The sequence below is a fragment of the Cellulomonas fimi genome (assembly GCF_028583725.1).
Classification (GTDB): Bacteria; Actinomycetota; Actinomycetes; order Actinomycetales; family Cellulomonadaceae; genus Cellulomonas; species Cellulomonas fimi_B.
This window is the reverse complement of sequence record NZ_CP110680.1, coordinates 557,285-581,001: the sequence shown is the minus strand read 5'-3', so window position 1 is coordinate 581,001 and position 23,717 is coordinate 557,285. Positions and strand designations below refer to the sequence as shown.

Genomic DNA, 23,717 nt, shown 5'->3' with positions numbered 1-23,717 from the left:
GCCCGGTGCGGGGGCTACGCGAGCTGGAGCTCGCGGCAGACGTGTGCGAGGTACCCGTCGATCGCGTCCGCGTCGTCGCCGCCGACGGCACGCGCGCGCTCGCGCCCCTTGTCGATCACGTCGACGAGGCGCTCGACCGAGAACGTGTCGATGGCGGCGAGGTCCGCGAGCCGGGCGCGGACGACGTCGAGCTCGCGCGGCCCCTGCCCCTCGCCGGCCGGCGGGACGCCGACCGGGCGAGCCGGGCTGAGCGGCGGACCGTCGTCGGCCAGCTCGCGCGGCGCGTACTCGGGGCACGACCGGGCGAGGCGCGTGCGCAGCACCTCGACCGGCGCGGACCCGACGAGCTCGTCCGCCCAGACGACGTTGCCCCGGCTCGACGAGATCTTCGCGCCGCGCAGGTGCATGAAATGGTTGATCTTCACGCGCGACGGCACCATCGGCCGAATGGCGAGCGCCTGCGCCAGGGCGGTGAACAGGAACGCGTAGTAGTAGGTGTTGTCGACGCCGAAGAAATAGATCACGTCGGGGTCCCGACGATTCAGCTCGGCGACGCCCTCGGAAAAGGGCAGCCGGGTGTCGACGCCGCATTCCTGGAGCAGGCACCACGTGTGGTGGAAGAAGATCTCGACCCACGGGTTGAGCACCAGCCCGGAGTCGTCGACCGCGACGCCGTACGGCGACTCGAACTGCCACAGCGCGAGGTGCGGGCCGAGGCGGTCGAACAGCGCCGACGCCCGGCGGGACGCCCCGTGCCGGTGCCGCATCGTGTCCTCGACGGCCGCGACGGCGCCCGCGTCGAACGACAGGAAGCGGGCCGTCGTCGTGCCGCCCGCCGCCGTGCGGCACTGCGTGCACAGCAGCCCGAGCGCGTCGTCGACCTGCTGCGGGAGCGAGCAGTTCTCGCACACGTTGAGGTACGCGTCGTGCAGGCAGCCGGTGCACGCCGAGCGTGCGTACGCCTCGAGCTGCGTGCGCCCGCAGCCCTCGCACCGCGGAACCTCGCGCTCGACGACCGTCACGACGTCCGTGAGCGCCCGCACGCCCTCCCGCAGGAAGCGCAGGTAGTCCGGGTCGCGGTTGTCGCCGAACGCGTCGTGGCGCAGCGCGTAGGCGTCGAAGTCCGCGCGGATCCGGCCCGTGTACTCCCGGGACAGCGCGTCGGGCTCCGCACCCACCTCCACAGCCTTCTTCGCGACGTACGACTGGTACGTGTCGACGTGGCTGACGTGCCGGATCTCGCGGTCGTCGAGCAGCCGCACGAGGCGCACGTACAGGTCGGCCCGCAGGTAGGGGCCGCCGACGTGGCCGACGTGCAGCGCGCCGTTCGGGGTCGGCGGCGGGGTGAAGACGACCGTCGGGGCGGTGCGCGCCATCGCCGTCAGGCCACGGGTGCGGGCTCGCGCACCGCGCGCCACCAGATGCTCAGCAGCCGGGCGGTGGTGGTGCCCGCGTTGGTGAACGCGTGCGCCTGGCCGATGTGCGCGAGCCCCATGTCACCGGTCGTGATGCGCTCGCGCCGGCCGTCGAGGTAGAAGTCCACGTCGCCGTCGAGGACGAGGAAGACCTCCTCGACCTCGGGCTTGTTGACGTGCTCGCGGATCGTCTCGCCCGGCTCGAAGACCGAGATGGCCGCGCCCATGGCCTCCTTGCCCGGGCTGGTCTGCGCGAAGGTCTCCGCGAAGCGCCGGACGAGGACGTCGTACTCCGGCTTGTACTTCTCGGTCGAGTTCCTGTCGATGTGCACGCTCGTGCTCCCCCTGCGGTGCGAAAGAAAGGACGCCCGTGGGCCCAGGAGAATGCACCGGGACCGCGTGGCGTCACGGCACGTTAGCGAACAATCCGGACAAGTGGCAAGAAAGGGTCACGCCACGTCCACGTCCGCGTGGACGACCGTCCAGATAATGCGCGGCGGCCGGTACGGCGGGGCACGTGACGATGCGCCTGCGACGAGGCCCCGCCCGCGCCGGTCGGCGGGCTCGCCGCACACGTTCGCCGGGCCGGACGGAGCGGGCGGTCCTAGCATGCGGCGCGTGCCTCGCCTCTACGCGACCCCGGGCCCGGTCCTGCGCCGGCAGGTGGTCGGCGACGTCGTCGCCCTCGTGGTCGTGGCCGCCTCGGTGTGGCTGGCCGTCCACGTCCACGAGGCGGTGTGGCGGCTCGCCGACCCCGTCCGCAGCATCGGCTCGGGTGCCGACGGGATCGCCGACCAGCTCGCCGCCGGGCGCGACGGTGTCGCGGACGTCCCGCTCGTCGGCGACCCCTTGTCCGCGCCGCTCGACGGCGCGTCCGACGGTGCAGCCGCGATCGCGACGGCGAGCCACGAGCAGGTCCTGGCGGTCGAGCGGCTCGCGCTCGTGCTCGCCGTCGCCGTCGTCGCCGTCCCCCTCCTGGTCGCCCTCGTCGCCCGGCTCGCCCCGCGCGTGCGGTGGTGGCACGGGACGCACGACCTGCGCCTGCTGTCGGCCGCGGGGCCGCACGGCGACCGTGTGCTCGCGCTCCGTGCGCTGACGTCCGCCGCGCCGCGCGACCTGCTCACCGTGCACCCGGACCCCGCCGCGGCGTGGCGCGACGACGACGAGCCGGTCGTCCGCGACCTCGCGGCGCTGCACCTGCGCACGCTGGGCGTCGCCCGGCGGTAGCCCGCGCGGCGGCGGTGCGACCGCGCGGGTCCCGCCTCGTCGTTCCCGGTCGAGCGGCGGGCAGGAGCCCGGGCCGGTCAGCGCGCGAGCCAGCCGCCGTCCACGGGGAGGACCGCGCCGTGCACGTAGTCGGCGGCCGGCGAGCACAGGAACACGACCGCGCCCGCGACGTCCGACGGCGTCGCCCACCGGTGGGCGGGGATGCGCGCGAGGATCTCCTGCGCACGCGCGCGGTCCTGCCGCAGGTCGTCGGTGTTCGCGGTCGCGACGTACCCCGGCGCGACCGCGTTGACGTGCACGCCCGACGACGCCCACTCGTTCGCGAGCGCACGCGTCAGCCCCGCGAGCGCCGACTTCGACGCGGTGTACCCGGGCACGGTGATCCCGCCCTGGAAGCTCAGCATCGACGCGACGTTGACGATCCGCCCCGACCCGCGCGCGACCATCGTGCGCCCGACCTCGCGCGAGAGCACGAACGCCGAGCGCAGGTTGACGTCGAGCACGTGGTCGAAGTCCTCGTCGGAGTGGTCGACCGCGGGCGTGCGGCGGATCGTGCCACCGTTGTTGACCAGGATGTCGACGTCCCGGCCGGCGAGGTCGGCGGCGAGCGCGGCGACGGCGGCACGGTCGGCGAGGTCGGCGCGCAGCGGGGTGAACGTCCGCCCGGCGGCCTCCACGGCGGCCCGCACGTCGCTCGCACCCGGCGGCAGCGAGTGGCTGACGCCGACGACGTCCGCGCCCGACCACGCGAGGGCCTCGGCGATCGCGAGCCCGATGCCGCGGCTCGCGCCGGTGACGACCGCGAGCCGGCCGGTCAGCCCGAACAGACGGGCCGTGTAGTCGGCCGAGGTGCTGGGGGCGGTCGTCATGGGCGTGCTCTCCTCCGGTGCGCCGTGGGCGACCGGTGCGGTCAGCCCGTGTGACCGAGCGCCGCGGAGATCTTCTGCGCGGCCTCGACGGCCAGGGGGGCCATCGCCTCGATCTGGTCGATGCTGTGCTCGAGGGTCAGCGTCGAGATGCTGATCCCGTAGGTGACGGTGTGCGTGGTGTCGTAGATCGGCGCCGCGACGCACGCGACGCCCGGGACGTTCTCCTCGCGGTCGAGCGCGTACCCGAGCCGCCGGATCTCGGCGACCTCGGCCCGCAGCCCGTCGAGCGTGGTGATGGTGTTCGGGGTCCGCCGCGGCAGGCCCACCCGCTCGACGAACCGTTCGAGCCCCTGGTCGGTGAACCCGCCGAGGACGACCTTCCCGATCCCCGACGTGTGCAGCGGGATCGCGAGACCGACCCGCGACGGCATGAGGTACGGCTTGTCGGAGTCGGCGCGGATCAGGTACACGATCTCGTCGCCGTTCTTGACCCCGACGTGGACGGTGCAGTGCGTCTTCTCGACGAGCTCGTCGACGAACGGCTGCGCGATCGCCGTGATGTCGATGCGCGCCATGGCCTGCCCGGCGAGCGACAGGATCTTCGGGCCGGGCAGGTACGTGCCGTCGGCGGCGACCGCGACGAACTGGCGCTCGATGAGCGTCGCGAGGATCCGGTGCGTGGTGGCCTTCGCGAGCCCCGTGGCCTCGACGACGTCGGTGAACCGGCCGTGCGCCATCGCGGCCTCGAGCACGAGCAGCGTCTTCTCGCTCGCGCCGGGCGCCTGGTCGAGGCGGACGGGCTGGTCGGGCTCGTCGCCCGCTCGCGTGCGGGGTGCTGGCGTCGAGCCGGAGACCATGTCCGTCCACCTGTCGTCGTCGGCGCGCTAGCGCATGTCGGTGATGGGATGCCCATCCATGTCGTCGAACGACTGATTCTCGCCTGCCATGGCCCAGATGAACCCGTAGCTCGCGGTACCGACCCCCGAGTGCACGGACCAGCTCGGCGCGAGGACGGCCTCGCGGTTCGCGACGAGCAGGTGCCGGGTCTCGGTCGGCTCGCCGAGGAGGTGCACGACGCGGGCGTCGTCGGGCACGTCGACGTACAGGTAGACCTCCGTGCGCCGGTCGTGGGTGTGGGCCGGCATGGTGTTCCACATGCTGCCGGGGTGCAGCGTCGTCATGCCCATGACGACCTGGCAGCTGCGCACGCCACCCTCGTGGATCACCTGCCGCAGCGTGCGACGGTTCGACGTCAGGGCGTCGCCGAGCTCGCGCACCGTCCCGCCCTCGGGCCCGACGAGGGTCGTCGGGTACGACGTGTGCGCCGGCGCGGAGAACACGTAGAACGCGGCCGGGCCGTCGGGTCCCGTCGGTTCCGTCGACGCGAGCACGACGTCGCGCGCACCGCGTCCGACGTACAGGAACGCACCGCGGTCGACGGCGTGGGTCTCGCCGTCGACGGTGACCGTGCCCGGCCCGCCGACGTTGACGACGCCCGCCTCGCGACGCTCGAGGAAGTGCGCGGACCGCAGCTCGGGGAACGCCGGCAGCGCGAGCGGCCCGGTGGCCGGGACGACGCCCACGAGCACGACGCGGTCGTGGTGCGTGTGGACGGCACGGGCCTCGTCGTCGGCGAACAGGTCCTGGACGAGGAACCGCCGCCGCAGCTCCTCGGTGTCCGCCCCGCGCACGTGCTCGGGGCTGGTGGCGTACCGCTGATCCATCGGGAACCTTCCGGGTCGGGGTGCAGGTCGGGTGGGCCGGCTCAGAGCAGGCCGAAGAGTCCGGGCAGCCACAGCGACAGCCCGGGGACGAAGACGACGAGGAAGAGCACCGCCACGAGCGCGAGGAAGAACGGCATGAGGTGGCGGATGACGGGCTCGATCCGCACCCCGGCGACCTGCGCGCCGACGAACAGCACGGGCGCCGACGGTGGCGAGATGATCGCGATGCAGAGGTTGAAGGTGAGCATGATCCCGAAGTGCACCGGGTCGATCCCGTACTGCATCGCGATCGGCAGGAAGATCGGCGTGAAGATGAGGACGGCGGGCGTCGCGTCGAGCGGGATGCCGATGACGAGCAGCACCAGCATCATCACGAGCAGCACGACGACCTTGCTGTCCGTCCAGCCGAACAGGCTCTCGGCGATGAGCTGCGGCATCCGCGTGAAGCTCATGACGAACGACATGATCGACGAGACCCCGATGAGGAAGATCACGACCGAGCTCGTGCGGGCCGCGGAGTACAGGATCCGCGGCAGGTCCCGCACCCGGATCGCCCGGTAGAGGAACGACAGCACGAGCGACGCGACCACCGCGACCGCCGACCCCTCGGTCGCGGTGAAGAAGCCGCCGACGATGCCGCCGATCACGACGACGACGAGCGCGAGGGACGGCAGCGCCTGCACGAACACGGTCCCGATCTGACGCAGGTCCGCCCGGACCGGCTCGCGCAGCTCGGGGTGCCGTCGGGCGTACCACGCGACGACGAGCATGCACGCGACGCCCCACAGGACGCCCGGCACGTACCCGGCGAGGAACAGCGCACCGACCGAGGCGCTGCCGCTGGCCATCGCGTAGATGATCATGAGGTTGCTCGGCGGGATGAGCATGCCGCTGGGCGCGGACGCGACGTTCGTGGCGGCGGTGAACGCCCGGTCGTACCTCTCGCGGGCCTGCATCGGCGACATCGTCGTGCCGACCGCCGCCGCCGCCGCGATCGCCGACCCGCTGATCGCCCCGAACAGCATGTTCGCCAGGACGTTCGTCTGGGCGAGCGGGGCGGGCGTGCGGCCCACGAGCACCTTCGCGAGGTTGATGAGCCGCGTCGCGATGCCGCCGTTGTTCATGATCCCGCCGGCGAGGATGAAGAACGGGATCGCGAGCAGGGCGAACGAGTTGACGCCGTTGAACATCCGCTGCGCGGACGTCGCGGCGCCGTCCTCCAGGCCCATGACGAGGACGAGCGAGACCGCCGACGGCAGGCCGATGCTGATGCTGACCGGCGCACCGATCGCCATGAGCACGGCCATGCCGCCGAACAGGACGGCCGTCACGAGTCCGACCTCGGTCACAGCTCGACCCCTTCCTCGGGTGCCGTGTGCTCGACCCCCGCGTAGCGGCGCGAGAGCGTGCCGGCGAGGTGGTAGAGCAGGTAGAAGGCGAACAGCACGCCCGCGACCGGGACCGCGAGGTACAGGACCCCCGCCGAGACGGGCAGGACCGGGTTGGCCTGGTCCCACGTCTGGTGCGCGTTGGTCCAGCCGCCCCAGACCATGACGACGGCGGCGAACGTGAGGGTGCTGAGGTACGCGACGATCTCCAGCACGCGCTGCGCGGCGATCGGGGCCTTGAGCACGAAGTAGTCGATCGCCACGTCGGCCTTCTCCCCGGTCGCGATGGAGACGCCGATGAGGCTGACCCACACGAACACGTACCGGGCGGCCTCCTCGGACCAGACGCTCGGCGCGTCCAGCACGAGGCGCGTGAAGACCTGCCACGTCACCAGCAGGACGAGCAGCGCGAAGAGCGTCACGCAGACCGCCCGGAGCACGGCGTCGAGCGCCGTCTTGAACCGGGTGAGCAGCGCGTGCTCGGTGTGCACGGGCGGCGTCGCGCGCGTGCCGGCGTCGTCGGGACCGTCGTCCGGTGCCGGCGGGGGTCCTGGAGGGGATGTCATGGACGGACCTCTCGGTGCGAGAGCGCGGGGGCGTCAGACGTCACTCGGCCGCGGCGCGGACCTTCTCGTGGATCTCGCGGATGAACTCGTTGTCGAGCTTCGACTCCGTGAGCGGCCGGATGACCTCGGCGAACGCGTCGGCGTCGGCCTCGTTGAACTGGGCACCAGCCTCGGTCGCCATCTCCTTGGCGACCTCGATCTCGGTCTTCCAGAGGTCGCCCTCCTCCTCGACCGCGGCCGCGAGCTCCTCCTCGAAGATCGCGCGCACGTCGTCGGGCAGGCCGTCCATGACCGCCGGGTTGGTGATGAGGTAGTCGGGCAGCATGAGGTGCCGCGTGTAGCTGAAGTACGGCGCGACCTCGGCGTGCTTGACGTTCGCGTAGGTGAGCTCGTTGTTCTCGGCCGCGTCGATGACGCCCGACTGGAGCGCGCCGTACACCTCGCCCATGCCCATGGGCGTCCCGGTGCCGCCCATGAGGCGGATCATCTCGATGTTCGTGTCGGACTCGATGACGCGGACCTTCATGCCCTCGAGGTCGGCGGGCGTCTCGATCGGCTTCTCGCCGTTGTACATCGACCGGACACCGCCGTGGAACGCGGCGAGCACGTGCAGGTCCTGGTCGTCGAGCGATGAGTACAGCTCGGACACGATGTCGGGGTCGTTCGTCGTCTCGCGCTGGTGATCCTGCGAGTCGAACGTGAACGGCAGGTTGAAGACCACGAAGTCGGGGTTGAAGTTCTCCATCAGCGGGCTCGCGACGACCGAGAACTCGACGGCACCCGACTGGACGAGCTCGATGGTCTCCTTCTGCGCGCCCAGGGTCTCGTTCGGGTAGATCTCCAGGTCGTACGCGCCGTCGGTGCGCTCCTTGATGCGCTCGCCCATCGCGTCGAGCGCCCGGAACTGCGGGTGGTTGGGCTGCTGGTTGAACGCGACCTTGAAGACGGTCGCGGCCTCACCGCCCGACGAGCCGGTGCTGTCGCCGGCGGCGGTGCCGGTGCCGGTGCTGCACGCGGCGAGGCCGAGCGCGGCGGCGAAGGTGAGCGCGGTGACGGAAACGACGGTGTTTCGCCTCATGGGTGCTCCTCGGTGCGGGCCCACGGCGGGCGTGGGCGCTCGGGCGCTCGCAGGGCGTGCGCGGGGGATGGATCCGGGGGGTGCGGGCGGTCCGGCCCGCCGGTGACTGCGGGGCAGGCCGGTGCGGGTGCAGGTGCGGTGCGGGATGCGGTGCAGTTGCGGGATGCGGTGCAGGTGCGGTGCGGGTGCTTGCGGGAGTCAGGACGACGGTGTCAGACTTTCGTGGAACTCAGTTCCATCTAGCGGAACGGAACGGTAACGCAGCGTCGCAGACCGGTCAACACCCCGCCTTCCGGGCGGGAAGAGCCGTTGCTCGTGGCGCCGTGGCGGCCCCGCCGCACCCGCTCCGGCCGTCCCGACGCGCCCCGGAGGACGCATGACGACGCCCGACCTGTACGTCTCCGCGTACATCACCGCCCCGACCGACCCCGCCGCCGAGGACCGGTTCTTCGACGCCGTCGCGGACCTCGACCTCGCCGGCCTCGAGTTCGCGCTCCAGCCCGAGGGGCACCGGACGCTCGTCCCCGCCTGGATCGACGCGCACGTCCCCGCGGTACGCGACCTGGTCGTCTCCCTCGTGCCGACGATGACCGCGCGCCGCGCCGACGTCCCGGCCTACGGCCTCGCGTCCACCGACGCCGAGCAGCGCGCCCGAGCGATCGACGACGTGGCCCGCGCCCGCGACCTCGCGCACGTCCTCGCCGACCGGCACGGCGTCCGGCGCGTCAGCGCCGTCGAGGTGCACAGCGCGCCCGGCCCGCTCCTCGGCTCACGGGACGCGTTCGAGCGCTCGCTCGACGAGATCCTCGGCTGGGACCTCGCGGGCGCCGAGCTGCTCGTCGAGCACTGCGACGCGCTCGTGCCCGGGCAGACGCCCGCCAAGGGCTTCCTCGGCCTCGACGACGAGATCGCGCTCGTGCAGTCGTTCGGGCTCGCGCCCGACCTGCTCGGCATGGTCGTCAACTGGGGACGCTCCGCGATCGAGGGCCGCGACACCGCGACCCCCGTGGCGCACACGCGCGCCGTCGCCGACGCCGGCCTGCTCCGGCTCCTCGTCCTGTCCGGTGCGACCGACGCCGACACCGCGTGGGGAGCCGCGTGGGGCGACATGCACATCCCACCGCGCGGCGACCACCCGGCGCTCGCCGCGTCGTCGGCGTCGCTGCTCGGCCCGCCGGAGATCGCGGCCACCCTCGCGGCAGCCGGCGACGTCCCGCGGATCGGGCTCAAGTGGGGCGTCCGCCCGCTCGACGCCGACGTCGCCACCCGCCTCGCGGTCGTCACCGCGACGATCGACCAGGTGGCCGCCGCACGCCCCGCCCCCGTGGCCCGCTGAGACGCCAGGAGGCCCGGCCCCCTCGTGGGGACCGGGCCTCCTGCGGTCAGGCGGTCGGCGTCAGGCGCCGAGCGGCTGGGTTCCGGTGCCGCCGTCGCCGGCGCCGGAGATCGGCGGGGCCGCCGGCACGTCCGTGCCGGAGCCCGGGGTGCCGACGCTCGCGCCGACCGGGACGGGCTCCTTGCGCAGACCCTTGGCGATGCCGCGGAAGATGAACTCCCCGAGCAGCCCCTCCCCCTCGGCGTCGACGACGACCAGCTGGCCGCCCTTGAGCTCGCCGAACAGGATCTTCTCGGACAGCGCGTCCTCGATGTCCCGCTGGATCGCACGGCGCAGCGGCCGGGCGCCCAGGACCGGGTCGTAGCCCTTCTCCGACAGCAGCTTCTTGGCCGCCGGGGTGAGCTCGATGCCCATGTCCTTGTCGCGCAGACGCTTGTCGAGCTTCGCGACCATCAGGTCGACGATCGCGAAGATCTCCGGCTGCGAGAGCTGCGGGAACACGACGACGTCGTCGACGCGGTTGAGGAACTCCGGACGGAAGTGCGTCTTGAGCTCGTCGTTGACCTTGGCCTTCATCCGCTCGTAGGACGTCGACAGGTCGCCGCCGGCCTGGAAGCCGGTCTGCAGGCCCTTGGCGATGTCCCGCGTGCCGAGGTTGGTGGTCATGATGATGACGGTGTTCTTGAAGTCGACCACCCGGCCCTGCGAGTCGGTCAGGCGACCGTCCTCGAGGATCTGCAGCAGCGAGTTGAAGATGTCCGCGTGCGCCTTCTCGACCTCGTCGAACAGGACGACGGAGAACGGACGACGGCGCACCTTCTCGGTGAGCTGACCGCCCTCGTCGTAGCCGACGTACCCGGGGGGCGAGCCGAACAGCCGCGACACGGTGTGCTTCTCCGAGAACTCGGACATGTCGAGCTGGATCAGCGCGTCCTCGTCACCGAACAGGAACTCCGCGAGCGCCTTGGCGAGCTCGGTCTTCCCGACGCCCGTGGGGCCCGCGAAGATGAACGACCCACCGGGACGCTTCGGGTCCTTGAGCCCGGCGCGCGTGCGGCGGATGGCCTGCGACAGCGCCTTGATGGCGGCGTCCTGGCCGACGACCCGCTTGTGCAGCTCGTCCTCCATGCGGAGCAGGCGGCTGGACTCCTCCTCGGTGAGCTTGAACACCGGGATGCCCGTGGCGTTCGCCAGCACCTCGGCGATGAGCTCCTCGTCGACCTCCGCGACCGCGTCGAGGTCGCCGGACTTCCAGGCCTTCTCCTTCTCCTGGCGCTTGAGGCCGAGCTGCTTCTCGGCGTCGCGCAGGCGGGCGGCCTTCTCGAAGTCCTGCTCGTCGATCGCCGACTCCTTGTCGCGGCGCGTCTCGGCGATCTGCTCGTCGAGCTCGCGCAGCTCCGGCGGAGCCGTCATGCGGCGGATGCGCAGGCGTGCGCCGGCCTCGTCGACCAGGTCGATCGCCTTGTCCGGCAGGTACCGGTCGTTGACGTACCGGTCGGCCAGCGTCGCGGCGGCGACGAGCGCGGCGTCCGTGATCGAGACGCGGTGGTGCGCCTCGTAGCGGTCGCGCAGACCCTTGAGGATCTCGATCGCGTGCTGGAGGTTCGGCTCGGACACCTGGATCGGCTGGAAGCGGCGCTCCAGGGCCGGGTCCTTCTCGACGTACTTGCGGTACTCGTCGAGCGTCGTCGCACCGATGGTCTGCAGCTCGCCGCGGGCGAGCATCGGCTTGAGGATCGACGCGGCGTCGATCGCGCCCTCGGCGGCACCCGCACCCACGAGGGTGTGGATCTCGTCGATGAACAGGATGATGTCGCCGCGCGTGCGGATCTCCTTGAGGACCTTCTTCAGGCGCTCCTCGAAGTCACCGCGGTAGCGGGAGCCGGCCACGAGCGCGCCCAGGTCCAGCGTGTAGAGCTGCTTGTCCTTGAGCGTCTCCGGCACGTCGCCGCGGACGATGTCCTGCGCGAGGCCCTCGACGACGGCCGTCTTGCCGACGCCGGGCTCGCCGATGAGCACCGGGTTGTTCTTGGTGCGGCGGGACAGCACCTGCATGACCCGCTCGATCTCCTTCTCGCGCCCGATGACCGGGTCGAGCTTGCCGTCACGCGCCGCCTGCGTGAGGTTGCGACCGAACTGGTCGAGCACGGCCGAGCCCGAGGGCTGACCCTCCTGGGGGCCGCCGGCAGCGACCGGCTCCTTGCCCTGGTAGCCCGACACCAGCTGGATCACCTGCTGGCGGACGCGGTTGAGGTCGGCGCCCAGCTTGTTGAGCACCTGGGCGGCGACGCCCTCACCCTCGCGGATCAGGCCGAGCAGGATGTGCTCGGTGCCGATGTAGTTGTGGCCGAGCTGCAGCGCCTCGCGCAGGGACAGCTCGAGGACCTTCTTGGCGCGCGGCGTGAACGGGATGTGACCCGACGGCGCCTGCTGGCCCTCGCCGATGATCTCCTGCACCTGGGCGCGGACGGCCTCGAGGGAGATGCCGAGCGACTCCAGGGCCTTGGCCGCGACACCCTCACCCTCGTGGATCAGACCCAGGAGGATGTGCTCGGTGCCGATGTAGTTGTGGTTCAGCATCCGCGCCTCTTCCTGGGCGAGGACGACGACGCGGCGGGCTCGGTCCGTGAATCTCTCGAACATGTGCACTCCTCACGAGCGACGTGCTCGCCGGGTACCCGGGGCGGCGGCCGGTGGGCGACGACGAGCGGCGTTGTTCGATGCTAACCACAGGGGGTACCCCCCACTGCCCGTGTTCGCCGCAGGCGTGAAAGGCGACCCGGACGGGCGGTCCGTCCGGGCGGGCGCCGCGGCGGCGGGGTCGGTGCGTGGCCGTTTGCGAGGATGGGCCGGGTGAGCGCCGAGACCCCCGTGCTGGAACCGCCCGTCCTCGACGAGGTGCCCGACGTGCGCCTGGTGGCGCTCGACATGGACGGGTCGCTGCTCGACGACGACAAGCGCGTGCACCCGACGTTCTGGCCGCTGCTCGACGAGCTGCTCGCGCGCGGCGTCATGGTGTGCCCCGCGAGCGGCCGGCAGTACGCGACGCTGCGCGCCCAGATCGGCCGCGACGACCTCGTCTACGTCGCGGAGAACGGCGCATACGTGGTGCGCGGCGGCGTCGAGCTCGCGTCGGACACCCTGGAGACGGCGACCGCGCACGACGTCGTGGACGTGGTGCGGGCCGAGGCCGCCGCGGGCCTCGACGTCGGGACCGTCCTGTGCGGCAAGCGGTCCGCGTACGTCGAGCGGGCCGACGACCGGTTCCTCGCGCAGTGCCGGCCCTACTACGCGCTCCTGGAGGTCGTCGACGACCTGCGCGCCGTCGACGACGACGTGCTCAAGGTCGCCGTCTACGACTTCGGACCCGCCGAGCGCGGCGCCGGTCCCGCGCTGTCCGAGCTGCGCCGCGAGTCGCGCGTCGTCGTGTCCGGCCAGCACTGGGTCGACGTCATGAGCCGCACGGTCGACAAGGGCGCCGCGCTGCGACGCGTCCAGGAGCAGCTCGGCGTCACGCGCGACCAGACCATGGCGTTCGGCGACTACTTCAACGACCTCGGCATGCTCGACGCCGCCGCGTGGTCGTTCGCGATGGACAACGCGCACCCCGAGGTCCGCGCGCACGCGCGCTTCGTCGCCCCGTCGAACAACGACAACGGCGTCGTCCGCACGATCGCGTCCGCGCTGGGCATCGCGATCGGGTGACCGGCCTGGGCGCGGGCGCGTCCCGGCGGCACGATGGGCGCGTGCTGACCGCCGACGACGTCCTGCGGGCGAGGTTCACCGCCACGAAGTTCCGCGACGGGTACGACCAGGACGAGGTCGACGACCTCCTCGACCGCGTCGCCCGCACGCTGCGCGCCCGCGAGGGCGGCGAGCCGACGACGGATCCCGTCACCGTCGCCGAGATCGACGCCGCCCGGTTCAGCGTCCGCCGGTTCACCGAGGGGTACGACGAGGTGCAGGTCGACGCCCTGCTCACCGAGGTCCGCGCGACGCTCGTGGCCCCCGCCGTCGCACGCCCGGCGGCCGCGCCCGCCCCCGGGTCCGGTGCTGCGTCGGGTGGCGCGCCCGGCGACGTCCCGGGCCTGCTCCCGTCCAAGCCGTCGTCGGGCTGGCGGCGGCTGTTCGGTCGCTGACCGGCGATCCCCGCCGATCGCGGCACAACCCGGACGCGATCCGTCCGGTTACCGCCCTAGCGTGGCACGCATGGACACGATCACGTTCCTCCGGCCCGACGGGCTCGTGCAGAGCCCCGCGTTCTCCCACGCCGCGGTGATCCCGCCCGGTGCGACGACGATCCTCGTCGGCGGGCAGAACGCCGTCGACGCGTCCGGCGCGCTCGTCGGCGGGGACGACGTCGCCGCCCAGGTCACGAAGGTCATGGCGAACGTCGTCACGGCCCTCGAGGCCGCCGGTGCGGGCGTCGCCGACCTCGTGAGCGTCACCGTGCTGTTCGTCGACGGCGTCGACCTCGCCGCGGCCTACGGCGCCGCCGCCCCGGCCCTCGCGCGCGAGGGCGCCCCGCCGCTCGTCACCGCCGCGCGCGTCGCGGGCCTCGGCGTCCCGGGCGCGCTCGTCGAGGTCTCCGCGGTCGCGGCCGTCGTCCGCTGACCGACGACCCGCCGCGACCCCGCCGGTCCGCCGCGCGTCGCCCTCGCTCCTGCCGCCCCGCGCATCGTTGTGCCTCGGGGTCGCGCCGGGTCACGATCGGCCCATGACGACCGACGCCCGCACCGCGACCACCGCGACCACGACCGACCCGCTCGCGTCCCTGCGCGCCGCGATCGACCGCGTGCCCGGGTACCTCGACGCGGCGACGTGCGGTCTCCCGCCGCGGGCGACCGCCGACGCGATGCGCGCCGGGATCGACGCCTGGCAGGCGGGGCGGATCGACATGGCCGCGTACGACGACGCCGTCGACCGGTCGCGCGCCGCCTACGCGCGCCTCGTGGGCGTGGACGTGGGATCGGTCGCGATCGGCTCCCAGGCGTCGAGCCTCGTCGGGCTGGTCGCGGCGAGCGTGCCCGACGGTGCCGAGGTCGTCGTCGTCGACGGGGACTTCGCGTCGGTCGTCTTCCCGTTCCTCGTGCACGCCGACCGGGGCGTGACCGTGCGCCAGGTGCCGCTGGAGGAGCTCGCGGCGAGCGTCGGGCCGGCGACGGCGGTCGTCGCGTTCTCGCTCGTGCAGTCGCGCGACGGGCGGGTCGCCGACGCCGACGCCGTCGTGGCGGCCGCGCGGTCGGTCGGCGCGCTCACGGTGTGCGACGCGACGCAGGCGGTCGGCTGGTTCCCCGTCGACGCGGGCCGCTTCGACGTGACCGTCGGCGCCGCGTACAAGTGGCTGGCCGGGCCGCGCGGCGCCGCGTTCCTCACGGTGAGCGACGCCGCCCGCGAGCGCCTGCGTCCCCTGTCGGCCGGCTGGTACGCCGGTGAGGAGATCTGGCGGTCGATCTACGGCCCGGACATGACGCTCGCGCACGACGCCCGCCGGTTCGACGTCTCCCCCGCGTGGCTCGTGTGGCTCGGCACCGCCCCCGCGGTCGAGGCGTTCGCGTCGGTCGACCCGTCCGACGTCCGCGCGTACGACGTCGGGCTCGCCGACGCGTTCCGGGACGGCGTCGGGCTCGGCCCCGGCGGCAGCGCGATCGTGTCGCTCCCCGACGACGACGCGGGCACGCTCCGCTCGGCGCTCACGGCCGCGGGCTGCCGCGTGGCCGGTCGCGGCGGCGGCGTCCGCCTGGCCTTCCACGTCTGGAACGACCCGGACGACGTCACCCGCGCGCTGGCCGCCGTCCGGCCCCACCTCCCCCGCTGACCCACCGCCACCCGCCGCCGCCTCACTCCCGTCCCCGACCGGTCGAGCGCCGTCGACCACAACACTGTGCGCGTCCCACCGGGCTGAGACGCGCACAGTGTTGTGGTCGGCGCCCGGGTGGCGCGAGAAGGTGGGGGCATGAGCGGGGACGACGGCACCGAGCGGCGCCCGGTCGACGTCGCCGGGGTCGTGCTGACGCCCGGTGCGGGGGCCGACCGGGACCACCGGACGCTCGTCGCGCTGGAGGCCGCCCTCGCGCCGCTGCCCGTGCTGCGGCTGAGCTTCCCCAACCGCGAACGCGGCAGCAGCGCCCCGGACCGCCCCGAGGTGGCCGTGGCCCACCTGCGGGAGCGCGCCGCGGCCTTCGCGGAGACGCTCGGGGTCGGGACCGAGCGGCTCGTGCTGGGCGGGCGGTCGTTCGGCGGCCGCATGTCGTCGCTCGCCGTCGCGCAGGGGCTGCCCGCGGCGGGGCTCGTGCTGCTCTCCTACCCGCTGCACCCGCCGGGCCGCCCGGACCGGCTGCGCGCGGAGCACCTCCCGGACGTCGCGGTCCCCGTGCTGGCGGTGTCGGGACGGCGCGACCCGTTCGGCTCGCCCGAGGAGCTGACGACGCACCTGTCGACCGTCCGCGGCCCGCTGACCACGGTCTTCGTCACGGGCGACCACTCCCCGAAGGACGACGCGGCGGTGACGGCCGCCGTGCGCGACTGGCTGCTCGGCCCCGCTTCCTGAGCGGACCCTGAGAGCGCGCCCTCGACACGTCGGGGGACCCCGACCCACGATTCGGGGGTATCCCGGATGTCCGGTCTGTCCCCTTCTGCGAGAGCGTCCTTCTCAGGGGTACGCGACGCGGGAGCGCCGGACACCCCGCTCGTCGCGCACGCCGCGCCGGCACCGCAGCGCCCGTCCGCACCTCGCACATCCATGCACGACTCCGCACCACGCACCGGCCGTCCCCGTCGTCGAGACCCGAGGAACCGTCATGTCCCAGGTCGCCGGGTGGATCACCCACCGCTACGTCAAGTACGTCGTCATCGCGTTGTGGCTCGTCGTCACCGCGTTGCTCGGCCCGCTCGCGGGCAAGCTCACGAGCGCGCAGGAGAACGACGCGGAGTCGTGGCTCCCGGCGGACGCGGAGTCCACGGAGGTGCTCGCGGCGGCGGCCGCGTTCCAGCCGGACGACGTGGTGCCGGCGGTCGTCGTCTACGAGCGCGAGGGCGGTCTGGAGCCGTCCGACCAAGAGACGGTCGCGGCGGACGTCGCGGCGTTCGCGGACCTCGACGGGCTCGCCGGGGAGGTCGTCGGTCCGATCCCGTCGCAGGACGGCGAGGCCGTGCAGGTGATCGTGCCGATCGACGCGCCCGACGGGTGGGACTCGCTCGGGCCGACGGTCGAGGCGATCCGCGCGACGGCCGACGAGGGCGCGGACGGGCTGGTGCCGTACGTGACCGGGCCGGCGGGACTCGCGGCGGACCAGTCGGAGGCGTTCGAGCGGATCGACTCGACGCTGCTGTTCGCCGCGGGCGGCGTCGTCATCGTGATGCTGCTGCTCACGTACCGCAGCCCGGTGCTGTGGCTGCTGCCGGTCGCGTCGGCGGTCGTCGCGCTCACCGTCGCGCAGGCGGTCGTGTACGTGCTCGCGGACCGGTTCGACCTCACGGTGAACGCGCAGAGCGCGGGCATCCTCACGGTCCTCGTCTTCGGCGCGGGCACGGACTACGCGCTGCTGCTGGTGGCCCGCTACCGGGAGGAGCTGCGCAAGCACGGCGACCGGCACGCGGCGATGGCGGAGGCGCTGCACCGCGCGAGCCCGGCGATCATCGCGTCGGCGGCGACGGTCGCCGCGGGCATGCTGGTCCTGCTGCTCGCGACGATGAACTCCACCGCCGGGCTCGGTCCGGTCGCCGCGATCGGCATCGGCGTCGCGCTGCTCGTCATGCTCACGCTGCTCCCCGCGCTGCTGGTGACGTTCGGGCGCTGGGTGTTCTGGCCGAAGGTGCCGCACCTGGGCGACGACGAGCCGACGACGCACGGCGTCTGGGCGCGGATCGGCGCGCAGGTCGCCCGCCACCCGCGTCGGACGTGGCTGGCCACCGCCGCGGTGCTGGCGGTCGCGAGCATCGGGTGGCTGCAGCTCGACCCGTCCGGGCTGTCGAACGAGGAGTCGTTCCGCACGACGCAGCCGTCGATCGAGGGCGAGAAGGTCCTGGAGGCGCACTTCGACGGCGGTGCCGGCGCCCCTGTCGTCGTCCTGGCGGACGCGGCGCAGGCCGACGCGGTCCGGGACGCCGTCGCGGGCGTCGAGGGCATCGACGCCGGCTCGGTGAGCGAGCCCCTGGTCGCCGACGGCCTCGCCTACGTCGAGGGGACGCTGGAGTCCGCACCCGACAGCGACGCGGCGGACGCGACCGTCGACCGGGTGCGCGACGCCGTGCACGCGGTGCCGGACGCCGACGCGATCGTCGGCGGCACGACCGCGATCGACCTCGACGTGCAGCGCGCGTCCGCGGCGGACAACCGGCTGCTCATCCCGATCATCCTGCTCGTCGTCTTCCTGGTCCTCGTGCTGCTGCTGCGCTCGCTCGTCGCCCCGCTCGTGCTCATGGGCACCGTGGTGCTGAGCTTCGGCGCGGCCATCGGGATCAGCGCGCTCGTCTTCCACTACGCGTTCGGGTTCGGCGGCACCGACTCGTCGTTCCCGCTCTACACGTTCGTGTTCCTCGTGGCGCTGGGCATCGACTACAACATCTTCCTCATGACGCGCGTGCGGGAGGAGGCGCTGCGGCTCGGGCACCGGCGGGGCGCGCTCGTCGGGCTCGCGGCCACCGGCGGCGTCATCACGTCCGCCGGCCTGGTCCTCGCGGGGACGTTCGCGGCGCTCGGCACGCTGCCCGTGGTGTCGTTCGCGGAGATCGGGTTCGCGGTCGCGCTCGGCGTGCTGCTCGACACGCTCGTCGTCCGCTCGATCCTCGTCACGGCGCTCAACCTCGACATCGGCCCGCGCATGTGGTGGCCGAGCGCGCTGGCCCGCCGCCCCGAGCCCGCGCACGCGCGGCACGCGGTCGACCCCGCCGACGCGGTCCCTCAGGAGCCGGTCGGCAGCCGCTGAGCCGGGAGCGGCTCGTCGGCCCGACCGCCGGGTGTCGGCTGCTCGTCGGTCCGACCGCCGGGCGTCAGTGGTGCGGTGCCGCGAGCGCGCGCTCGAACGCGTCGAGGAGGGGCGCCGAGAACAGCACGAAGCGCACGAGCGAGATCCCGCTCGGGTGCGTGTGGCCGTCCTCGTCGGGACGCTCGGTCGACGTCTGCCACGCGCGCGCGACGCCGACGGCGACCCGCGCGACCTCGTCGGCGTCCCACCCGTACGCACCGGCGCTGACGGCGGGGAACGCGATGCTCGTCGCGCCCACCTCGACCGCTCGTTCGAGCGACCGGGAGAAGCACGACGCCAGGTCGGCGGTCTCCCGCTGCCCGCGGTGCCGGTTCGGGCCGACGGTGTGCACGACCCACCGCGCGGGCAGATCGAACCCCGGCGTCACGACGGCGTCGCCGACCGGCAGCCCGTCGGGGTACGCGGTGCGCCGCAGCTCCCGGCACGCCTCCAGCAGCCGCGGCCCGGCGGCGGCGTGGATCGCGCCGTCGACGCCGCCGCCCCCGAGGAGCGAGGAGTTCGCGGCGTTGACGATCGCGTCGACGTCCTGCGTGGTGATGTCCCCTTGGACGGCCTCGATCCGCATGCGCCCATCCTGCGGGCGCCGCCGCCGGGCGGCCAGCGGCGCGCGCGCTCGCGCGTCCGGTTTGCGCGGGTCTAGCGTGCGACCAGGTCGCGGTCGCGGCCGGTCGGGACGGTGCAGCGGTCGGGCCGCGCCACGCCGTCCGACGCGCACGGCGGTCGCGCGAGGTCGCGCGGGAGCGGGGTGGCGGGGTGCCGACGAGGACGACGAGGACCACGACGAGCGAGCCCGCGTTCTCGCTGCGGTCGCTGGAGGTGCGCCATGCCGTCGGCTGGGTCGTCGGCGTGCTGCTCGTGGCGGGCGTCGGGGGCGTCGTCTGGCACCTCGTGGACGTGCGGTCGACGGGTCAGCTCGGCGTCCTCGCGATCGGCGCGCTGTGCGCGGGCGGGCTGCTGCTCATCGCGGTCGGCTGCGGGACGTTCACCGCCGAGTACGTCAAGGTCACGACGACGGAGACCACCGAGTCGGACCCGGCGACGGGCGCCCGTGACGCGCCGACGGCCGCGGTGCAGGCGCTCGTGCCGCAGGTCGCGGCGGGTCTGGCGAAGCTGACGCCCGCGCGCTCGCTGATCTTCGCGGGCATCACGCTGCTGCTCGTCGCGGGGGCGGGTGCGGGCATCGGGTACACGCTCGACCAGGTCGCGGGGAACGCGCCGGCCAGCACGCCGAGCCCGGACCCGAGCGGGTCGCCGGCCGAGTCCGGCGGCGCCGGCACGACCGGACCGTCGCCGTCGCCCGAGGACTCCTGACGCACCCGCGCCCCCCGGCGCGGACGTCGCCGGCGGAGGGCGCCCGAGGCTCCGCGCACCGGGACGGACGTCGCCCGTGCGCGCGCCGGCCGCGTGCCATCCTGGGCGCATGTCGACCGAGGTCAGCGGCACCCCGACCGGCTACGCGCGCGGTCGCGCGACGCGCGAGGAGATCCTCGACGCGGCGATGCGCCTGTTCGGCGAGGTCGGCTACACCTCGGCGTCGCTGCGTGAGGTCGCGTCCCGTGTCGGCATCACGCACCCGGGTCTGCTGCACCACTTCAAGAGCAAGGTGGCGCTCCTGGAGGCCGTCCTCCAGCGCCGCGACGAGATCGACGAGGCCGCGATCCGCGCCGACCGCGAGGCGGGCGTCGACTACTTCGAGGCGCTCGTGCTGCTGGTCGAGCGCAACGCGCAGCGACCCGCGATCGTCGAGCTGTTCACCGCCCTGTCCGCGGAGGCCACGTCGCCGAGCCACCCGGCGCACGCGTACTTCCAGGAGCGCTACGCGCGCGTCGTCGGGACGACCGCCGAGATGCTCGAGGAGCGCCGCCGCGAGGGCCGGCTGCGCGCGGGCGTGGACCCGCTGACCGCGGCCCGGCTCCTCACAGCCGTGATGGACGGGCTGCAGGTGCAGTGGCTGCTGGAGGCGGACACCCCGGGCACGCGCGTCGACATGGCCGCGAGCCTGCGGGGGGCCTACACGGTGCTGTTCGTGCCGACCGACGGCACGACCGGGGCGTAGCGGCACCGTCCGGCGCTCGCACCCGCCACGACGGTCCGGTCCGCCGCGCCGGCATCCGGGTCAGGCGTTCGCCTTCTCCACGAGCACGTCGAGCTGCTCGGGCGTCAGCGGCGACAGCCCGAAGTCCGCGAACACGCGTGCGGGCGTCTGGGCGAGCATCGCCGCCATGGTCTCGTCGATCGGCGGCGCGTCGCCCGACGCGAGGACCGCGCCGATGAGCGGTCCGCCGACGGGGTGCGCGGTCCACTCGGCGAGCGTCGACCACGCGGTGAGCTCGCCCCACAGCGGCTCGCCCACGACCTCGACGGCGGCGCTGCCGTGCACGTCGCGCGACGACGCCCCGACCTCGACGACGAACGTGCCGCCCTCGACGACCCAGCGCCGCAGGCCGGGGTGCCAGTACGACAGGTCGCGCGCGTCGAGCGTGCACGTCACGGTCCGCTGCTCGCCGGCGGCGAGCGTGACCTTCGCGAAGGCCTTGAGCTCGCGCGTCGGGCGCAGCACGGACGCCTCGGGGTCGCGCACGTAGACCTGCACGACCTCCGCCCCCGCGCGGCGCCCGGTGTTCGTGACGGTCACCGACACCTCGACGCGGACGTCCGGGCCCTCGCCGGACACGTGCGCGCGCACGTCGTCGTAGCGGAACGTCGTGTAGGTCAGCCCGTGACCGAACGGGTAGGCGACGTCGATCCCGCGGGTGTCGTACCAGCGGTACCCGACGAGCACGCCCTCGCCGTACCGGACGACGCCCGCCTCGCCGGGGAAGTTGCCGAAGGCCGGGGTGTCCTCGATCCGCAACGGGATCGACTCCGCGAGCCGGCCCGACGGCGCGACGGTCCCGAGCAGCAGGTCCGCGACGGCCGAGCCGCCCGCCTGCCCGCCGAGCCACGTCTCCAGCACCGCGGCGGCGCGGTCGCGCCAGGGCAACGACACCGCGGCGCCGTTGGCGAGCACGACGACGACGCGCGGGTTGACCGCGGCGACCGCGTCGAGGGTCGCGACCTGGTTGTCGGGGAGGCCCAGCCGGGGGCGGTCGTAGCCCTCGGACTCGTCGGGCCCGGGCAGGCCGAGGAAGACGACGACGGTGCGCGCCGTGCGGGCCGCCTCCACCGCGGCCGCGCGGAGCGCGTCGTCGTCGCCTGTCGGCCCGCCCGAGATCGTGAAGCCGGGCTCGAACGGCAGGTCGGTGCCCGTGGCCGCCCGGAGCGCGGTGAGCGCGTCGTCGAGGCGGGTGGGGACGACCTGCGAGGAGCCGGCGCCCTGGTAGCGCGGGGTGCGGGCGAACTCGCCGACCACGAGCAGCCCGTCGCCGCCGTCGAGCGGCAGGACGGGCGCGCCGTCGACGGTGTCGTTCTTGAGCAGCACGGCGCCGGCCGCAGCGGCCTCGCGGGCGAGCGCGTGGTGCGCGTCGACGTCCACGGCCTCCCGCGCGGCGGCGTCCGCGTCGGCGCGCGCGGGCTGGGCGCGCGCGACGAGGTGCAGCACCCGGCGGACGGCGGTGTCGAGCACGGACTCGTCGAGCGCGCCGCTGCGGACGGCGGCGACGACGGCCTCGTCGGGGCGCGGGCCGGCTGCGGGCATCTGCAGGTCGAGACCGGCGACGAGCGCGGCGACGCGGTCGTGCACGGCACCCCAGTCGCTGACGACGACGCCCTGGAAGCCCCACTCGTCGCGCAGGACCTCGGTGAGCAGCCAGTGGTGCTCGGACACGAACGTGCCGTTGAGCTTGTTGTACGCGCACATGACGGTCCACGGCTGCGCGCGCGTGACGACGCGCTCGAACGCGGGGAGGTAGATCTCGCGCAGCGTCCGCTCGTCGACCTCGGCGGAGACGCGCATGCGGTCCGTCTCCTGGTTGTTGGCCGCGTAGTGCTTGAGCGACGTGCCGACGCCCTGGCTCTGGATGCCGTCGACGAGCGCGGCACCGATCTCGCCGGCGACGACGGGGTCCTCGGACACGTACTCGAAGTTGCGGCCGCACAGCGGGGTGCGCTTGATGTTGACGCCCGGGCCGAGGAGGACCGCGACGTCGTGGGCACGGGTCTCGCGGCCGAGCGCCTCGCCGACCCGCCGGACGAGCTCGACGTCCCAGGTGGAGCCGAGCGCCGCGGCGGTCGGGAAGCACGTCGCCGGGACGGAGTCGAACAGGCCGAGGTGGTCGGCGCCCGTCTGCTGCTTGCGCAGGCCGTGCGGACCGTCGGTGAGCATCACGGCGGGGACGCCGACGCGTTCGACGCCCTTCGCGTGCCAGAAGTCGCGGCCGGAGGTGAGCGCGGCCTTCTCCTCGAGCGTGAGCGCGGCCAGCACGTGCTCGACGTCGAACGGTGCGTACCCCATGACGGCTCCTCGCCCTCGTATTCACCGGCTGCAAAAACCTACCACTCGGTAGGGGTGTCGCCCAGGGGTGCGCACGGACGACGAAGGCCCCTCGGTCGCTTACACCGAGGGGCCTGCCGAGAAGCGTAACGAGCACGTGCGCCCGGACGGGTGAACTGCGCATGGCGTGTCCACATATTCCGTCCACAGCCCTGTGCGCAACCGGTGTCGGCCCAGCACGAGCTGTGGACGAACCTGTGGGCGCGACGGTGGACAAAAGTCGGTCGCCCCACCCCCTTGCACGCCCCCACGGCACAGGACTAGAACTTCACCAACGAGCTCGACAGCATCAAGATCGCAGGTGAGAGGCCCTTTCGGGGGCGGACCACCCGCGACGCGGGCTGCCGGGCACGGGCCGACCGGAGAACGGGCGACCATCTCGACGAGGCGACTCGTCGACCTGTGGACGACGACGCAGGGGTCGCAACGGACCGGAAGGTCGGACGCAGTCCTCCCGCCCGCGGCGGACCGACGGCGCCGACGCCCCCGGGCGACGGCACCCGAGAGAAGCCGGGTGACGGGCAGGAACCGCACCGTCGCAGCGGTGTCCTCGCCGGTCCTCCGGCGGACGTGGACCTGCGGCCACGGGAAGGCCCCTCGGACGCTTACTCCGAGGGGCCTTCTCCGTGCGCGCACCCGGCGCGTGCACCCGGCGCGCGTCTCGGACGACGGGTGCGCCGGGCGGGCGTGGGCGC

At 73.6% G+C, this 23,717-nt stretch carries 21 protein-coding genes; 10 read left to right on the top strand and 11 right to left on the bottom strand.

Going from position 1 to position 23,717, the window contains the following annotated elements:
• Positions 1 to 14: 14 nt before the first annotated feature.
• On the bottom strand, positions 15 to 1,376 hold the full coding sequence (locus OOT42_RS02690) for a class I tRNA ligase family protein (protein WP_273653416.1): 1,362 nt from the start codon (positions 1,374 to 1,376) through the stop codon (positions 15 to 17).
• A gap of 5 nt (positions 1,377 to 1,381) precedes the next feature.
• On the bottom strand, positions 1,382 to 1,747 hold the full coding sequence (locus OOT42_RS02685) for a cupin domain-containing protein (protein WP_273653415.1): 366 nt from the start codon (positions 1,745 to 1,747) through the stop codon (positions 1,382 to 1,384).
• A gap of 286 nt (positions 1,748 to 2,033) precedes the next feature.
• Here OOT42_RS02685 and OOT42_RS02680 point away from each other — a divergent pair, with 286 nt between their 5' ends.
• Positions 2,034 to 2,642 (top strand): hypothetical protein, encoded by a 609-nt coding sequence (locus OOT42_RS02680; protein WP_273653414.1) that lies wholly within the window; start codon positions 2,034 to 2,036, stop codon positions 2,640 to 2,642.
• Positions 2,643 to 2,719: 77 nt separating this feature from the next.
• Here OOT42_RS02680 and OOT42_RS02675 read toward each other — a convergent pair whose 3' ends face one another.
• Genes OOT42_RS02675 through OOT42_RS02650 form a run of 6 tightly spaced genes read right to left on the bottom strand, consistent with a single transcriptional unit; the run spans position 2,720 to position 8,267 of the window.
• A complete protein-coding gene (locus OOT42_RS02675) occupies positions 2,720 to 3,511 on the bottom strand; it encodes an SDR family oxidoreductase (protein ID WP_273653413.1) in 792 nt (263 codons plus the stop codon).
• A 41-nt stretch (positions 3,512 to 3,552) separates the two neighbouring features.
• A complete protein-coding gene (locus OOT42_RS02670) occupies positions 3,553 to 4,368 on the bottom strand; it encodes an IclR family transcriptional regulator (RefSeq protein WP_273653412.1) in 816 nt (271 codons plus the stop codon).
• A gap of 27 nt (positions 4,369 to 4,395) precedes the next feature.
• The gene (gene kduI, locus OOT42_RS02665; protein WP_273653411.1) at positions 4,396 to 5,235 is read right to left on the bottom strand and encodes a 5-dehydro-4-deoxy-D-glucuronate isomerase; all 840 of its coding nucleotides are present in this window, start codon (positions 5,233 to 5,235) and stop codon (positions 4,396 to 4,398) included.
• 41 nt (positions 5,236 to 5,276) lie between these two features.
• On the bottom strand, positions 5,277 to 6,584 hold the full coding sequence (locus tag OOT42_RS02660) for a TRAP transporter large permease (RefSeq protein WP_273653410.1): 1,308 nt from the start codon (positions 6,582 to 6,584) through the stop codon (positions 5,277 to 5,279).
• Positions 6,581 to 7,189, bottom strand: a complete 609-nt coding sequence (locus tag OOT42_RS02655) for a TRAP transporter small permease (protein WP_273653409.1) — start codon at positions 7,187 to 7,189, stop codon at positions 6,581 to 6,583. Before OOT42_RS02655 ends, OOT42_RS02660 begins: the two co-directional genes overlap by 4 nt.
• Positions 7,190 to 7,229: 40 nt before the next feature.
• Positions 7,230 to 8,267 (bottom strand): TRAP transporter substrate-binding protein, encoded by a 1,038-nt coding sequence (locus OOT42_RS02650; RefSeq protein ID WP_273653408.1) that lies wholly within the window; start codon positions 8,265 to 8,267, stop codon positions 7,230 to 7,232.
• A 376-nt stretch (positions 8,268 to 8,643) separates the two neighbouring features.
• Between OOT42_RS02650 and OOT42_RS02645 the strand changes: the two genes are divergently transcribed.
• Positions 8,644 to 9,603, top strand: a complete 960-nt coding sequence (locus tag OOT42_RS02645) for a DUF4862 family protein (protein WP_273653407.1) — start codon at positions 8,644 to 8,646, stop codon at positions 9,601 to 9,603.
• A 60-nt stretch (positions 9,604 to 9,663) separates the two neighbouring features.
• Here the strand turns inward: OOT42_RS02645 and OOT42_RS02640 are convergent, their stop codons facing one another.
• Complete coding sequence (locus OOT42_RS02640; protein ID WP_124342158.1) at positions 9,664 to 12,246, bottom strand: ATP-dependent Clp protease ATP-binding subunit; 2,583 nt, start codon at positions 12,244 to 12,246, stop codon at positions 9,664 to 9,666.
• A 210-nt stretch (positions 12,247 to 12,456) separates the two neighbouring features.
• Here OOT42_RS02640 and OOT42_RS02635 point away from each other — a divergent pair, with 210 nt between their 5' ends.
• The 6 genes from OOT42_RS02635 to OOT42_RS02605 all read left to right on the top strand — a co-directional run bounded on the left by OOT42_RS02635 (position 12,457) and on the right by OOT42_RS02605 (position 18,530).
• The gene (locus tag OOT42_RS02635) at positions 12,457 to 13,308 is read left to right on the top strand and encodes a Cof-type HAD-IIB family hydrolase (RefSeq protein WP_423775955.1); all 852 of its coding nucleotides are present in this window, start codon (positions 12,457 to 12,459) and stop codon (positions 13,306 to 13,308) included.
• Between the two features lie 41 nt (positions 13,309 to 13,349).
• Entirely contained in the window at positions 13,350 to 13,742 is a 393-nt protein-coding gene (locus OOT42_RS02625; protein WP_337251882.1) for a DivIVA domain-containing protein, read from the top strand.
• Between the two features lie 70 nt (positions 13,743 to 13,812).
• Positions 13,813 to 14,217 carry a RidA family protein gene (locus OOT42_RS02620; protein ID WP_273653405.1) on the top strand — a complete coding sequence of 135 codons (405 nt, stop codon included), beginning with the start codon at positions 13,813 to 13,815 and terminating at the stop codon, positions 14,215 to 14,217.
• 103 nt (positions 14,218 to 14,320) lie between these two features.
• Entirely contained in the window at positions 14,321 to 15,421 is a 1,101-nt protein-coding gene (locus tag OOT42_RS02615) for an aminotransferase class V-fold PLP-dependent enzyme (RefSeq protein WP_273653404.1), read from the top strand.
• A 138-nt stretch (positions 15,422 to 15,559) separates the two neighbouring features.
• The gene (locus OOT42_RS02610) at positions 15,560 to 16,153 is read left to right on the top strand and encodes an alpha/beta family hydrolase (RefSeq protein ID WP_273653403.1); all 594 of its coding nucleotides are present in this window, start codon (positions 15,560 to 15,562) and stop codon (positions 16,151 to 16,153) included.
• 250 nt (positions 16,154 to 16,403) lie between these two features.
• The gene (locus OOT42_RS02605; protein ID WP_273653402.1) at positions 16,404 to 18,530 is read left to right on the top strand and encodes an MMPL family transporter; all 2,127 of its coding nucleotides are present in this window, start codon (positions 16,404 to 16,406) and stop codon (positions 18,528 to 18,530) included.
• 64 nt (positions 18,531 to 18,594) lie between these two features.
• On the opposite strand, the gene OOT42_RS02600 is transcribed toward OOT42_RS02605, so the two are convergent.
• Positions 18,595 to 19,155, bottom strand: a complete 561-nt coding sequence (locus tag OOT42_RS02600; RefSeq protein WP_273653401.1) for an O-acetyl-ADP-ribose deacetylase — start codon at positions 19,153 to 19,155, stop codon at positions 18,595 to 18,597.
• 188 nt (positions 19,156 to 19,343) lie between these two features.
• Between OOT42_RS02600 and OOT42_RS02595 the strand changes: the two genes are divergently transcribed.
• A complete protein-coding gene (locus OOT42_RS02595; protein WP_273653400.1) occupies positions 19,344 to 19,901 on the top strand; it encodes a hypothetical protein in 558 nt (185 codons plus the stop codon).
• 109 nt (positions 19,902 to 20,010) lie between these two features.
• Positions 20,011 to 20,646: a TetR/AcrR family transcriptional regulator gene (locus OOT42_RS02590; RefSeq protein WP_273653399.1), complete on the top strand. Its 636-nt coding sequence runs from the start codon at positions 20,011 to 20,013 to the stop codon at positions 20,644 to 20,646.
• 60 nt (positions 20,647 to 20,706) lie between these two features.
• Here OOT42_RS02590 and OOT42_RS02585 read toward each other — a convergent pair whose 3' ends face one another.
• Positions 20,707 to 22,983 (bottom strand): glycoside hydrolase family 3 C-terminal domain-containing protein, encoded by a 2,277-nt coding sequence (locus tag OOT42_RS02585; protein WP_273653398.1) that lies wholly within the window; start codon positions 22,981 to 22,983, stop codon positions 20,707 to 20,709.
• Between the last annotated feature and the right edge of the window lie 734 nt (positions 22,984 to 23,717).

Coding starts and splice junctions, on each gene's coding strand:
- OOT42_RS02690 (WP_273653416.1), bottom strand. CDS start 1,376: ATGGCGCGCACCGCCCCGACGGTCGTCTTCACCCCGCCGCCGACCCCG.
- OOT42_RS02650 (WP_273653408.1), bottom strand. CDS start 8,267: ATGAGGCGAAACACCGTCGTTTCCGTCACCGCGCTCACCTTCGCCGCC.
- OOT42_RS02605 (WP_273653402.1), top strand. CDS start 16,404: ATGTCCCAGGTCGCCGGGTGGATCACCCACCGCTACGTCAAGTACGTC.
- OOT42_RS02670 (WP_273653412.1), bottom strand. CDS start 4,368: ATGGTCTCCGGCTCGACGCCAGCACCCCGCACGCGAGCGGGCGACGAG.
- OOT42_RS02645 (WP_273653407.1), top strand. CDS start 8,644: ATGACGACGCCCGACCTGTACGTCTCCGCGTACATCACCGCCCCGACC.
- OOT42_RS02610 (WP_273653403.1), top strand. CDS start 15,560: ATGAGCGGGGACGACGGCACCGAGCGGCGCCCGGTCGACGTCGCCGGG.
- OOT42_RS02655 (WP_273653409.1), bottom strand. CDS start 7,189: ATGACATCCCCTCCAGGACCCCCGCCGGCACCGGACGACGGTCCCGAC.
- OOT42_RS02615 (WP_273653404.1), top strand. CDS start 14,321: ATGACGACCGACGCCCGCACCGCGACCACCGCGACCACGACCGACCCG.
- OOT42_RS02675 (WP_273653413.1), bottom strand. CDS start 3,511: ATGACGACCGCCCCCAGCACCTCGGCCGACTACACGGCCCGTCTGTTC.
- OOT42_RS02620 (WP_273653405.1), top strand. CDS start 13,813: ATGGACACGATCACGTTCCTCCGGCCCGACGGGCTCGTGCAGAGCCCC.
- OOT42_RS02585 (WP_273653398.1), bottom strand. CDS start 22,983: ATGGGGTACGCACCGTTCGACGTCGAGCACGTGCTGGCCGCGCTCACG.
- OOT42_RS02590 (WP_273653399.1), top strand. CDS start 20,011: ATGTCGACCGAGGTCAGCGGCACCCCGACCGGCTACGCGCGCGGTCGC.
- OOT42_RS02600 (WP_273653401.1), bottom strand. CDS start 19,155: ATGCGGATCGAGGCCGTCCAAGGGGACATCACCACGCAGGACGTCGAC.
- kduI (WP_273653411.1), bottom strand. CDS start 5,235: ATGGATCAGCGGTACGCCACCAGCCCCGAGCACGTGCGCGGGGCGGAC.
- OOT42_RS02640 (WP_124342158.1), bottom strand. CDS start 12,246: ATGTTCGAGAGATTCACGGACCGAGCCCGCCGCGTCGTCGTCCTCGCC.